Origin of the sequence: Chitinimonas arctica, from assembly GCF_007431345.1 — a bacterium.
Taxonomy (GTDB): Bacteria; Pseudomonadota; Gammaproteobacteria; order Burkholderiales; family Chitinimonadaceae; genus Chitinimonas; species Chitinimonas arctica.
The window spans coordinates 2,472,544-2,484,468 of sequence record NZ_CP041730.1 but is presented as its reverse complement, the minus strand read 5'-3'; the positions used below and the strand labels follow the sequence as shown (position 1 = coordinate 2,484,468).

12 protein-coding genes and 1 tRNA gene are annotated in these 11,925 nt (G+C 59.1%); 4 read left to right on the top strand and 9 right to left on the bottom strand.

Going from position 1 to position 11,925, the window contains the following annotated elements:
* Positions 1–25: 25 nt before the first annotated feature.
* The 5 genes from FNU76_RS11280 to FNU76_RS11260 form a co-directional block, all read right to left on the bottom strand.
* On the bottom strand, positions 26–289 hold the full coding sequence (locus FNU76_RS11280; RefSeq protein WP_144278288.1) for an acyl-CoA-binding protein: 264 nt from the start codon (positions 287–289) through the stop codon (positions 26–28).
* 161 nt (positions 290–450) lie between these two features.
* Complete coding sequence (locus FNU76_RS11275) at positions 451–1,755, bottom strand: dihydroorotase (RefSeq protein WP_223879313.1); 1,305 nt, start codon at positions 1,753–1,755, stop codon at positions 451–453.
* Positions 1,752–2,705, bottom strand: a complete 954-nt coding sequence (locus FNU76_RS11270; protein WP_144278287.1) for an aspartate carbamoyltransferase catalytic subunit — start codon at positions 2,703–2,705, stop codon at positions 1,752–1,754. The genes FNU76_RS11275 and FNU76_RS11270 overlap by 4 nt, the downstream gene beginning before the upstream one ends.
* A 62-nt stretch (positions 2,706–2,767) precedes the next feature.
* The gene (ruvX, locus tag FNU76_RS11265) at positions 2,768–3,193 is read right to left on the bottom strand and encodes a Holliday junction resolvase RuvX (protein WP_144278286.1); all 426 of its coding nucleotides are present in this window, start codon (positions 3,191–3,193) and stop codon (positions 2,768–2,770) included.
* 3 nt (positions 3,194–3,196) lie between these two features.
* A complete protein-coding gene (locus tag FNU76_RS11260; RefSeq protein WP_144278285.1) occupies positions 3,197–3,757 on the bottom strand; it encodes a YqgE/AlgH family protein in 561 nt (186 codons plus the stop codon).
* 122 nt (positions 3,758–3,879) lie between these two features.
* Here FNU76_RS11260 and FNU76_RS11255 point away from each other — a divergent pair, with 122 nt between their 5' ends.
* Positions 3,880–5,292 (top strand): cryptochrome/photolyase family protein, encoded by a 1,413-nt coding sequence (locus FNU76_RS11255; protein ID WP_144278284.1) that lies wholly within the window; start codon positions 3,880–3,882, stop codon positions 5,290–5,292.
* Here FNU76_RS11255 and FNU76_RS11250 read toward each other — a convergent pair.
* Positions 5,282–6,202 (bottom strand): alpha/beta hydrolase, encoded by a 921-nt coding sequence (locus FNU76_RS11250; protein ID WP_144278283.1) that lies wholly within the window; start codon positions 6,200–6,202, stop codon positions 5,282–5,284. The genes FNU76_RS11255 and FNU76_RS11250 overlap by 11 nt on opposite strands.
* Positions 6,203–6,440: 238 nt before the next feature.
* Here FNU76_RS11250 and FNU76_RS11245 point away from each other — a divergent pair, with 238 nt between their 5' ends.
* Positions 6,441–7,253: an alpha/beta fold hydrolase gene (locus FNU76_RS11245; protein ID WP_179958437.1), complete on the top strand. Its 813-nt coding sequence runs from the start codon at positions 6,441–6,443 to the stop codon at positions 7,251–7,253.
* A gap of 7 nt (positions 7,254–7,260) precedes the next feature.
* Here the strand turns inward: FNU76_RS11245 and FNU76_RS11240 are convergent, their stop codons facing one another.
* Together FNU76_RS11240 and FNU76_RS11235 are read right to left on the bottom strand one after the other, a co-directional pair.
* Positions 7,261–8,025 carry a LytR/AlgR family response regulator transcription factor gene (locus FNU76_RS11240; RefSeq protein WP_144278281.1) on the bottom strand — a complete coding sequence of 255 codons (765 nt, stop codon included), beginning with the start codon at positions 8,023–8,025 and terminating at the stop codon, positions 7,261–7,263.
* A complete protein-coding gene (locus FNU76_RS11235; protein WP_223879311.1) occupies positions 7,991–9,046 on the bottom strand; it encodes a sensor histidine kinase in 1,056 nt (351 codons plus the stop codon). The genes FNU76_RS11240 and FNU76_RS11235 overlap by 35 nt, the downstream gene beginning before the upstream one ends.
* A 525-nt stretch (positions 9,047–9,571) precedes the next feature.
* On the opposite strand from FNU76_RS11235, the gene FNU76_RS11230 reads away from it, so the two are divergent.
* Complete coding sequence (locus FNU76_RS11230) at positions 9,572–11,062, top strand: YifB family Mg chelatase-like AAA ATPase (protein WP_144278280.1); 1,491 nt, start codon at positions 9,572–9,574, stop codon at positions 11,060–11,062.
* A gap of 56 nt (positions 11,063–11,118) precedes the next feature.
* Here the strand turns inward: FNU76_RS11230 and FNU76_RS11225 are convergent, their stop codons facing one another.
* Positions 11,119–11,724 (bottom strand): outer membrane beta-barrel protein, encoded by a 606-nt coding sequence (locus tag FNU76_RS11225; protein ID WP_144278279.1) that lies wholly within the window; start codon positions 11,722–11,724, stop codon positions 11,119–11,121.
* 125 nt (positions 11,725–11,849) lie between these two features.
* On the opposite strand from FNU76_RS11225, the gene FNU76_RS11220 reads away from it, so the two are divergent.
* Positions 11,850–11,923: transfer RNA gene (locus FNU76_RS11220), tRNA-Gly, on the top strand.
* Positions 11,924–11,925: the final 2 nt, after the last annotated feature.

Sequence of the window (11,925 nt, the reverse complement as noted above, 5' to 3'; positions counted from 1 at the left end):
TCGGCTTGCAGGCAGAACCGCCGGCTTATTCCTTGGCTTTCAACGCCTCGACCAGGTCGATGTACTTCTGCTTGGCGGTGTCGTTGGCGGTGCCGGACAACTCGGACCAAGCGTTGTACTTGGCAGCGCCGACGAAATCGAACATCGATGGCTTGTCGCCCTTCACATCGCCTTCGCTGGCTTGCTTGTACAGCGCGTACAGCTTCAGCTTGACGGCGTTGTCCGGTGCTTCGGACAGAGCGGTGACATCTTCGGCGGCTTGTTTGAACTTGGCGTCAATATCGGACATGGCATTTCCTCAGAGGTAGCGTGGCAAGCTGATTTATTTTCAATCGTCTCGATGCGAATAAGCAGCGGGTCTGACCCGGATCTTAGCGCAAGCGTCCAACGGAAAAAACGAATCAGCGTTTTCTATGTTTTGCTCGGGTTTTGATCGACGTCGCGTGAAATTCACGCTGCGCCCGGTTCAGCGGTGTAGGCAATACACCCGCCGACCAGGGTGTAACGGACTCTACCACGCAATTCCATGCCCGCAAACGGCGTGTGTTTGCCGCTGCTGAGCAAGGTTTCCGGTCCGACACGCCAGGGCGTAAGTGGTTCGAACAGGCAGATATCCGCCGGTCCGCCGACAGCCAGCCGGCCGGCCGGCAAGCCCAGCAGATCGGCCGGTCCGCTGCAAACGGTGGCCAGCGCCTTGACCAAGGGCACATGCTTTTGTTCGGCCCAACCCAGTACCAGCGGCAACAATAGTTCCAGGGCGCTCGCGCCAGGACGCGCTTCGCCGAAGGGCAGCAATTTGTCGTCATTGCCGACCGGACTATGGTCCGAGCAGATCGCCGCAATGGTGCCGTCGAGCAGCGCATGCTGAATGGCATCGCGGTCGTTGGTACTGCGCAGCGGCGGGGAGAGCCGCATATTCGAGTCGAAATAGCCGATATCGATATCGGCCAGATGCACGTGGTTGATGCTTACGTCGCAGCTCAGCGGCAAGCCATAGGCGCGCGCGGCGGCGATCATCTCCAGCCCCTCGCGGGTGGATACCCGTTCCAGGTGGACCCGCGCACCGCTGTCCTTCATCAGGATCACGATGGTCGAGATGGCCACGGTCTCGGCAACCGAAGGAATGGCCGGCAAGCCCAGGCGGGTGGCGACCTGGCCATCATGGGCCACGCCGCCCGCCGCCAGGCGCATATCCTGCGGCCGGATACGCAGCGTGATGCCATAGGTCGCCGCGTACTGCATGGCGCGATACAGCACGCGGGTATCGGCCAACGGGGCATCGGCCTGACTAAACGCCACGCAGCCGGCATCGCGCAATTTGGCGAATTCGGTCAGTTCCTGGCCGGCCAGGCCGCGCGTCAACGCACCCAGCGGCAATACCCGCGCCAAGCCCAGCCCATCGGCCCGCTGGCGCAGCATCTGCACCAAGCCCGGTTCATCCAGGGGGGGGTTGGTATCCGGCATGGCGCACAGCGTGGTGACCCCACCCGCCACGGCCGCCTTCAATTCGCTTTGCAGCTTGTTCTTGTGCTCGCCGCCAGGCTCGCCCAGGCGCGCGGCCAGATCGACCAGGCCGGGCATCACGGCCAGGCCGGCGGCATTGATCACCCGATCGGCATGGAATCCGGCCGGTGCTTCACCGATGGCGACAATCTTGCCGCCGGCGAGGAAGAGATCGGTCACGGCGTCCAGGCCGCTGGCGGGATCGATGACCCGACCGTTCTGGATCAACATAGCGTTGCTTGCGGTACTCATGCGCGGGCCTCCGACAGCGTGCTCATCACGGCCATGCGTACCGCGATACCGAAAGTGACCTGGTCGAGAATGACCGACTGCCGGCCATCCGCCACGGCGGAATCGATTTCCACGCCGCGGTTCATCGGACCGGGATGCATCACGATGGCATCCGGCTTGGCCAGGGTCAGCCGCTCCCGGCTCAAGCCGTAGAACTGGTTGAATTCATTGGCGCTGGGCAACAGGGCGCCATTCATGCGCTCGTTCTGCAAGCGCAGCGCGATGACCACGTCGACATCCCGCAATCCCTCGGTCAGATCGTGAAACACCTGCACGCCCAGTTGCTCGACATCGCGCGGCAACAGGGTCTTGGGACCGATCACCCGCACTTCCGGGCAACCGAGGGTGGTGAGCGCATGGATCTGCGAGCGGGCAACCCGCGAATGCAGGATATCGCCGACGATGGCCACGCGTAGATTCTGGAAATCGCCCTTGAAATGGCGAATGGTGTACATGTCCAGCAAGGCCTGGGTCGGATGGGCATGCCTGCCGTCGCCGGCATTCACCACCGCCACGCCGGGCCGGACATGCTTGGCGATCAGGAACGGCGCGCCGGATTCGGCATGGCGCACGACGAACATATCGGCGCCCATCGCTTCCAGATTGTGGATGGTATCCAGCAGCGTCTCGCCCTTGGCGGTGGAGCTGGCCTGGATATTCAGGCTGTGGACATCCGCACTGAGTCGTTTCTGCGCGATCTCGAAAGTCGTGCGGGTACGGGTCGAGTTCTCGAAAAACAGATTGAATACGGTCTTGCCAGCCAGATCCGCATGCTTTTTCTCGCCCTGTTCACCAGCGGCGACAAATCCGGCGGCGCGATCGAGAATCTGGCGCAGGATACGCGCCGGCAGGCCCTCGGTACTGAGCAGGTGAATCAGCTCACCGTGCTGGTTGAGTTGCGGGTTGTACATCGAAAAGGGCCTTTCCCTAGGTATTCCAGATCTTTCAAACTTTTAGGCGGAATCCGGCAATGTCAGGCCGTCCCGCCCTGATCGAACCAGGCTTGCAGAATCTGCATGGCGGCCACCTGATCCAGCGCCGATTTGCGCTTCTTGCCGAATGTCCCGGCCTGGCTCAGCAAACCCTCGGCTTCCACCGAGGTCAAGCGTTCATCCACCAGGGCGACCGGCAAATTGAAACGACCATGCAGGCGATTGGCAAAGGTACGGGATAAACGGCTGAGTTCATGCTCGGTGCCATCCAGATGGCTGGGCAAACCGACCACCAGCTGGCTAGGCCGCCACTCGGCGATCAGGGCAGCGATAGCGGCGAATTTCTCATCGTTGCTGTTGCCGCCGATCGTGGCCAGCGGCGTGGCAATGGCCAATTCCGGACTACCACCGGCGACACCGATTCTTGCTTCGCCAAAATCAAAGGCAAGCACGTAATTCGCAGGCATGAATCAGGCGTGCCCGGCGGTATCGGACAACATCGCCATATCGATGCCCAGTAGCTTCAATGCCGCTTCATAGCGCTGTTCGGGTGGGAGTGCGAACACCACCTCGATATCGGCATCCACGGTCAGCCAGGCATTTTGCCCCAGTTCGTTTTCCAGCTGGCCGGCTTCCCAACCGGAATATCCCAGCGAAATAAACAGCCGTTCCGGCCCATCACCGCTTCCCACCGCCAGCAAGACATCCTTCGAGGTCGTCAGGCCCAATTCATCCTCGATCGACATGGTCGATTGCCAGTTGCCCAAGGGCTGATGCAGGACGAAGCCTCGGTCGGTTTGTACCGGGCCACCGAAATAAACTTCCTGGCCGGCCACGTCCTCGCGCTGCAGCTCGATATCGATCTGCTGAAACAAGGTCCGCATATCCATGCCCAATGGGCGGTTGACGATCACACCCATGGCGCCTTGCTCGTTGTGGTCGCAGACGAATACCAAGGATTTGGCAAAGATGGGATCGGCCATGGCCGGCATGGCGATAAGGAATTGGCGGGTCAGGTTGATGGCATGCATAGCTGAATTATCGCATACGTGCTCCCGCCTTGCTGAGGAGCTCTGGTTGGCGTGCTATTGAATTGCGAACCTATCCTGCATTTTCGTAAACTGTTAGTCCAAGACAATTCATTGACAAAACAATGCCTCGCTACCGTACAGCCCTGATCTGGCTACGCCGTGACCTGCGCCTGGACGATCAGGCCGCGCTCTATCACGCGCTTAAGCAAGCTGAACGGGTCATCCCGGTTTTTGTTTTCGATACCGCAATCCTGGCGGCGCTGCCGCGCCAGGATAGACGGGTGGAATTCATCCGGGAAACCATCGCGGCACTCAAGGCGCAATTGCAAGCGCTCGGCAGCGACCTGCTGGTAAGACATGCGTCGGCACAGGACGAAATTCCCCGTTTAGCCAGCAAGTTGCATGCCCAGGCAGTCTTCACCAATCACGATTACGAACCGGCCGCCATCGCGCGCGACCAAGCCGTTCGGAAAGCACTCTCCGTCGCCGATATCGCCTTCCACAGCAGCAAGGACCAGGTGATTTTCGAACGGGATGAGGTGCTGACGCAGGCCGGCCAATTTTTTACGGTCTTTACCCCGTACAAAAACGCCTGGCTGAAAAAACTCAGCCCCTTCTACCTGCAGTCCTATCCCGTCGAACGCTATCTGCACAACCTGGCCCCCTTACAGCCGGAGGCCATGCCGTCCCTTGCCAGCCTGGGTTTCGCGTCCAGCAATCTACGGCAACTCGGCATCGTCCCCGGCGACATGGGCGCATCCCACTTGTGCGAGGACTTTCACGATCGCATGGACCGCTATCACGAAGCACGCGATTTTCCAGCGCTCAAAGGGGTGTCGTATCTGTCGGTACACCTGCGTTTCGGCACGGTGTCGGTGCGCCGCTTGGCGGCCCATGCCTACCAGCGCGATACGGCGGGCAGCTTGAGCTGGCTGAATGAATTGATCTGGCGCGACTTCTACCACCAAGTCCTCTGGCATCGTCCCGACGTGGTGGACCATGCATTCAAACCGGGTTACGACGGCCTGCCCTTTCCCAACGATCCGGCACTGTTCAGCGCCTGGTGCGAAGGTCGGACCGGTTATCCCCTGGTCGATGCGGCCATGCGCCAACTCAATCACAGCGGTTTTATGCATAACCGTCTGCGCATGGTGGCCGCGTCCTTTCTGGTCAAGGACTTACTGATAGATTGGCGCTGGGGAGAACGCTATTTCGCCGAGCAATTGATCGACTTCGATCTGGCGGCCAACAATGGCGGCTGGCAATGGGCCGCCAGTACCGGTTGCGACGCCCAGCCCTATTTCCGCATCTTCAACCCGGTCAGCCAGTCCCGCAAATTCGACCCGCAAGGCAAATTCATCCGCCGCTATGTCCCGGAACTGGCTGGCTTGGCCGATGCCGATCTGCATGCGCCCTGGCTGGCCCAGCCCATCGTGCTGCGCGCGGCCGGGGTGGAACTAGGCCGGAATTATCCACGGCCGGTGGTCGACCATGCCGAGCAAAGACTGCGGGCCCTTGCCTTGTTCAAGCGCTGAAACGACGATCCAGCCAAACCAGGATGTCCTGCCAAACTTCCTGCCGATTCGTTTCATTCAGCAGTTCATGCCTGCCCTTGGGATAGATCTTGACCGCCACATCGCGTAAACCCAATGCGATATAGCGCTCGGCCAATTGGCGGCAGCCCTTCCCTCCCATGCTGACCGGATCATGGCTGCCGGCCACCATCATGACCGACAACTTGCTGCTCAAGGTGGCGCCGCCTGCTTCGCGATGTTCCATATTGACGATGCCGCCAAATAGATCGCGCCACAATTGCGGCGCGCAATCGAATCCGCACCAGGGATCGGCGATATAGGCATCCACCACGGCTGGATCGCGGCTCAACCAATCGGATGGCGTACGGGCAGGCAAAAAGCGCAGATTGAAGGTGCCGAAAACCAACTTGCCCATAAAGCGCGACGGCTTATCCATGCCGTGACGGCGACCCGTCCAGCCTGCAATACCGCTCATCAATCGGGCCAGGCGCGATTGGCGAAAGCCGGTGGCCGACAGAAGCAAGCCATCCAGCAAGGCCGGACGTGTCAGCAACAAGGCGCGTGCCACGAACGAACCCATGCTGTGGCCTAACAAAACCACCGGTAATCCAGGGTGGGCGGTGCGCGCCCGATCCACCAGATGCATCAAATCCGCAACAACCAGGCGGAATCCGTCGGCATCGCCGAAATAGCCCGCTTTTCCTGCGGCGACGCTATGGCCGTGTCCACGGTGATCGAGTGCCCAAACCTCGCAATCATGCGCATTGAGAAAAGCGGCGAACTCGTCATAACGGCCGGCGTGTTCCGCCATACCGTGCGAAATAACCACGATACGGCGTGGTTTAGCGGCCGCCCAGTGATAGTGGCCGAGGCTGGCGCCGTCTTCCGCGGTAATAGTATCGATCTGCATGGCCATAGGTGGACGACTAGAATAGGGTGTGAATAACAGCTGAGGATAAACCATGAACTGGTGGTTCGTCGTGGGTGCGGTCGGTATTGTCCTGGTGGCGATCGGACTGACCTGGACCCGTTGGGCAACCGCTACCTTGGCGCTGATGCGTCGGCAGGCCGGCTACGTACGGCACAGCATAGGCGTGGATGGCTTCGAATTGGTTTATCACGAAACAGGCCGGCGAGATGCGCCACCCATGTTGCTCCTGCATGGTTTTGGCGGCGACGGCGATAACTGGGTGCGATTCGCGCCGTTTTTCCGTAAAGACTTTCGCGTTCTGGTACCGGATTTACCCGGATTTGGCCAAACCGGCTATTTGCCTTGCCAATCCTATTCTCTTGCGCAGCAAATCGCGCGAATCAAGGATTTCATGGACATGCTGCATCTGGAGCAGGTCCATCTGGTCGGCAATTCCATGGGCGGCTATTTTGCCGCCGGTATCGCGGCCGCGTATCCGGAAAGAATCGCTTCCTTGCTTTTGATGAATGCGGCCGGCGTGGACATGCCTAAGCAAAGTCCTTTCTACAAAGCCGCGCTGGCTGGAGAAAACTGGCTATTGATGCGGCAGCCGGCGGATTTCGACCGCGTCCTGCGACTGGTTTACCACCGTAAGCCCTGGGTTCCGGCGTTTCTACGCGATTATCTGTTGGCGCAACGCATGGCGGTTGCCGATGATCAGGATCTGATTTTTCACGAAGTATTTACCGAAAGAGTCTGGCTGGATGATCGTCTATCGGCCATTACCGCACCAACGCTGATTCTGTGGGGCGACGACGACAGAGTGTTGGATATTTCCTCGATCAAATTGTTCCAGGCTGGTATCGCCGATGCCCAGGTAGCCATCCTGCCTGCTTGCGGTCACGTGCCCATGTTGGAAAAACCCGCCGATAGCGCCCGTGTGTACCGCACTTTCCTGGATAACCTTGCTGTCCGCCCTATGCCTTCCCGCAGGACAGCAAAGGGTTCAAGCGAAATCCGTGCTGAAGCATCGTCCGTTGTTATTGGCTAAAGCGGTTTCAGCCAACTTCACCTCGCCGAAAATCGCGTACCACATGAACCTGTCGGCGGCTGACCGGCAGTTTTTCGGTACAGCCTTCGATCATGGCCATCCAGTGCCCATCCCCTTCGTCATGACCTCGCTCGAATCCCTGTAACTTGCTGACCGCAATCAGGCAATTACGGTGAATACGCAGGAAGCGTTCGCCAAACTCGGTTTCCAACTGGGTAAGCGATTCCTCCAGCAAAAATTCGCCTTCACGGGTACGCAAGGTCACGTATTTCAGTTCAGCCTTCAGGAAAAGCGCGGCTTCAACCGGTACCAGCCGTACCCGGCCGCGTTCGGCCACGCTGAAATAGCGTCGCGCCGTCGTTGAAATCGAGGCAAGCGCGTCCGATGAGGCATGCGGTAACTCACGGGCCCGCGCCAAGGCCGATTCCAGGCGTTCCTGCCGAATGGGTTTAAGCAGGTAATCGAGGGCATGGACTTCAAATGCCTGGACGGCGAATTCATCGAAGGCGGTGCAAAACACCACGGCCGGCCGGTGGTGTAGACGACCCAGGTGGCGAGCCAGCTCAAGCCCATTCATGCCAGGCATGTTGATATCGGTCAGTACCAGGTCGGCTGGTTGCTGACTCAATTTCTCAATGGCTTCCTGGCCGGTTTGTGCAGTACCCACCACCTCGTGCGGATATTGCGCACGGCAATCGGCCAGGATGTCCTGCAGCCTGTTCAGGGCCGGCGGTTCGTCATCGACGAGGAAGAGTCGGAGTGTTGTGGTCATGTCTCGCGTCTTTTGCTGGACGGTAAGGCAGGGTCAGATGAACTTGATAATAGTCGGTACCCACCATTGTTTTTAGGTTGGCTTCCGCATCGAAGTGTAGTCGTAGTCTTTCACGGATATTGCCCATCGCCATCTTGTTGCCGGCGTGGTGATCGCCGCCTTCCCTGAAATACGGGTTGCGGATATCGATATGCAGCTCATCGCGGGTACAGAAGATGTTGATGCTGATGATGCCGGGCGTGATCGATGGTTCGATACCATGGAGAACCGCGTTTTCCAACAAGGGCTGCAGAATTAACGGCGGCACCATGGCATCGGCGGGCATGCGCTCGGTATGCCATTCCATCTGCAATCTCTCGCCCAGGCGCAAGCCTTCGATCCCGAGATACTGACCGGCGAGCGAAACTTCACGTGCCAATGGGACCAGATCGCGGTTCTCCGCCATAAAGACCCTGAACAGGTCGGCAAGATCTTCCAAGGCTTGTTCGGCTTTTCTGGGCTGACTTCGAATCAGGCTGAGTACCGCATTCAGGCTGTTGAACAGGAAATGCGGCCGGATGCGTGCTTGCAAAGCTTGTAGTCGCGCTTCCGCCAACAAGGGCGACAGCGCTCTACCGCGCAAGCGGAAGTAACCGAACAAGCCAAACGATAGGCATAAGGCACTGCCGCCGGCACGGATATAGGCGAATACGTTGGCCGGATAAAGATCCGCGACACCTTTGCGCACCAGCAAACTGGTGAAGACGGCCAATACCACACTCGCGGCGACGCCTTGGCTATAGCTGAGATTGGCCAGCACATTACGCAGGCTGGCTAATACAGCCAGGACCAGCAATAGGCTGGGTTCAAGCAAGGCCGCGTTTTCAACGAAGCGTTGGACGCCACTGGCAAAGCTATCGCTTGCGCTGATGGCAAAGAGAAAAGCCAATAGATTGACGCTGACAATACTGCGCAACAGCACACCAAGATTGCGTGTATCGGGCAGTTTATCGGGAATCATGGCCGGTAAGGGGCTATTCACGTGGGTTTACTGCCTAAAAGGGTTTGGAGATGAAAATTCTGCGGGATGGAATGTGGTCGTAAATAACCATTCCCTGCTTTAAATGAACAGAACAACAGCTAGTTTTGCATAAATTCTAGCGTGGGATTGCCCGTAACTGCGATGCAGCAGCGTTCGGCATCTCGTAGCGGGGTGCTGCAAGGGGACCGCAAACGCCGTTTTCTGTTGATTAACAATATGTAGAAGAAGGGTAATAGAGATAGATAAAGGTAGGCCATTCCTGTGGACAAGCCAATTTCACCATCATTTTCAACAACTTGCGACGAAATCTCGCTGTGCATAGGCGGGTACGCCGGGCGGTATCGTTTGTGTCCGCTTCCCTGCCCCGTCTTGTCGACCTGACTTATCCACATTTCGCGCCCGTTTTTGTCCCGCCTGCGGGCCAAGCGCCTGTGTGGTGTTTATCGATACGGTTTTGGCCGGTTTGAACCTCGCCAATGCTCGAAGAGTCGGATATGGGTGCCTTGCCAACCTTGGGGAATGCCGATGTCGCTGGCCGTGCTATTCAGCCGAGCATTGAAGGGTGTGGACGCGCCGGAAGTCATGGTCGAAGCCCATCTGGCCAATGGATTGCCAAGCTTTACCATCGTCGGCTTGCCGGATGTGGGGGTGAAGGAGGCACGCGACCGGGTCCGCGCCGCCATCCAGACCGCTCATTACGAATTTCCACAGCGTCGTATCACGGTGAACCTGGCCCCGGCCGATCTCCCCAAGGAGAGCGGCCGATTCGACCTGGCCATCGCATTGGGCATCCTGGCCGCCAACAGGCAGATCCCCGCCCACCATCTGGCCGACTACGAATTTGTCGGGGAGTTGGCGCTGACCGGAGCAATACGGCCTATCCGGGGGGCGCTGGCCATGTCGCTCGCCGCGGGAAAAGCCGGCCGCCGCTTTATCCTGCCGAGGGAAAATGCCGAAGAAGCGGCCTTGATCGACCGCAGCCAGGTCTATGGCGCGGACAGCCTGTTGGCGGTGTGCGCCCATTTGACCGGCCATACCCCACTCACGCGCGAGCCCAAGCCCACGCTGCAATACTTGGCCGACTATCCCGATCTAGCCGACGTCAAGGGTCAGCTGCAGGCCAAGCGCGCATTGGAAATCGCGGCAGCCGGCGCCCATTCCCTCCTGATGGTGGGACCGCCCGGCACCGGAAAATCCATGCTCGCGTCGCGCCTGCCCGGCTTATTGCCGCCGATGGACGAGGCGGTGGCGTTGGAGACCGCTGCCCTGCAATCGATCTCCTCGGCCGGGTTCCAGCCAAGACACTTCGGCCAGCGGCCTTTTCGCGCACCGCATCACACCGCCTCCGCGGTCTCTTTGGTGGGCGGGGGTTCAAACCCCAGGCCGGGAGAGATCAGTCTGGCGCACCAAGGGGTGTTGTTTCTCGACGAATTGCCCGAATTCGACCGCAAGGTCCTGGAAGTCTTGCGCGAACCACTGGAAAACCGCCGCATCGTCATTTCCCGCGCGGCCCACCAGGCTGAATTTCCAGCCGCTTTTCAGTTGGTTGCCGCCATGAATCCCTGCCCCTGCGGCTACCATGGGCACCCGAATGGCCGTTGCCGCTGCTCGCCGGAAAAAGTGGCGCGCTATATCGCCAAGCTTTCCGGCCCCTTTATGGATCGCATCGATCTATTGATCGAGGTGCCGGCAGTGAGCGAGACCGACTTGAGCAATATTCAATCGGGGGATGAAAGCGCACGGGTACGTCAGCGGGTCATGGTTGCCCGGGAACGGCAGCTGGCACGCCAGGGAATGGAGAACGCGCGGCTTGGCAGCCGCGAACTGGACAGCGTGGCCGAGTTGGACGAAGCGGGGCGGCAGTTGCTGAGCACCGCCATGCGGCGCCTGGATCTATCGGCGCGGGCCTACCACCGTATCTTGCGGGTGGCTCGCACCATTGCCGACCTGGCGGGTGATGATTGCATTCAAGCCGGCCAAGTGGCCGAGGCCGTGCAATACCGGCGAGCACTCTAAAAACAAGGCCCCGAATATTCGGGGCCTTGTGGGTCTTGCCGACTTCGCGAAGCGAATCAGAAGATGTAGCTGCCAGTGAGGCCGACATGCGAGCCGTCAAACTTTTTCGAGGACTTGAAGTTCTTCAACTCGTACTCTTCCTTGACGTAGCGAAGGCCGACGACCACGTTTGGCGTGAAAGCGTAGCCAACTTCCACCACGCCGCCGACGGTGTTCTTGAAATCCACGTCGTAATTGTAATCACCATCCACGTCGTAGGAATAGCTGGGCGCGAACACATAGCGGACACCGCCGCCGACGCGCCACTGATCGTTCAGCTTGTAGAAAGCCATCAATTCCACCGGGATACGGCTGAAATTGGCGCTACCGTTGTCGGCGAACACACCGCTGAAGTGATAGTTGACGGTCGCCTGCACGATAACCGGCGTATCTTCCGGCTGCCACTGCACACCGGCACCGATGCTTGCACGGCCGCCGCCGGTCACATTGGTGCTGCCGCCGTTCTTGAATTGGATTTCGTCGATCTTGTCGCCGCCGCCGGTAATGCCGGCGGTCATCATAAAGCGCAAGGACGGATGCGGCACGGAACCTTCAGCCTGCACGCCGACGGCAGCCGCCAGCAAGGTACCCAAAAAAAGTGGGCGAATCATGAGCTTGTTCATCTTGCGTTGTTCCCTGATTTAATTATGTTTTTCCGCATTTTTTGCGGCCGCGCATTTTATACGGATGTACTAAAGATGTCAGCAGCTGGCGATAGTCGCAACGAGCGGTTAGAATCGCCACCTCCGCGGGTGTAGTTCAATGGCAGAACTTCTGCTTCCCAAGCAGATAGCGTGGGTTCGATTCCCATCACCCGCTCCATC

Coding starts and splice junctions, on each gene's coding strand:
- ruvX (WP_144278286.1), bottom strand. CDS start 3,193: ATGCCTGCGAATTACGTGCTTGCCTTTGATTTTGGCGAAGCAAGAATC.
- FNU76_RS11260 (WP_144278285.1), bottom strand. CDS start 3,757: ATGCATGCCATCAACCTGACCCGCCAATTCCTTATCGCCATGCCGGCC.
- FNU76_RS11225 (WP_144278279.1), bottom strand. CDS start 11,724: ATGAACAAGCTCATGATTCGCCCACTTTTTTTGGGTACCTTGCTGGCG.
- FNU76_RS11245 (WP_179958437.1), top strand. CDS start 6,441: ATGTTGCTCCTGCATGGTTTTGGCGGCGACGGCGATAACTGGGTGCGA.
- FNU76_RS11230 (WP_144278280.1), top strand. CDS start 9,572: ATGTCGCTGGCCGTGCTATTCAGCCGAGCATTGAAGGGTGTGGACGCG.
- FNU76_RS11280 (WP_144278288.1), bottom strand. CDS start 289: ATGTCCGATATTGACGCCAAGTTCAAACAAGCCGCCGAAGATGTCACC.
- FNU76_RS11270 (WP_144278287.1), bottom strand. CDS start 2,705: ATGTACAACCCGCAACTCAACCAGCACGGTGAGCTGATTCACCTGCTC.
- FNU76_RS11255 (WP_144278284.1), top strand. CDS start 3,880: ATGCCTCGCTACCGTACAGCCCTGATCTGGCTACGCCGTGACCTGCGC.
- FNU76_RS11250 (WP_144278283.1), bottom strand. CDS start 6,202: ATGCAGATCGATACTATTACCGCGGAAGACGGCGCCAGCCTCGGCCAC.
- FNU76_RS11275 (WP_223879313.1), bottom strand. CDS start 1,755: ATGAGTACCGCAAGCAACGCTATGTTGATCCAGAACGGTCGGGTCATC.
- FNU76_RS11240 (WP_144278281.1), bottom strand. CDS start 8,025: ATGACCACAACACTCCGACTCTTCCTCGTCGATGACGAACCGCCGGCC.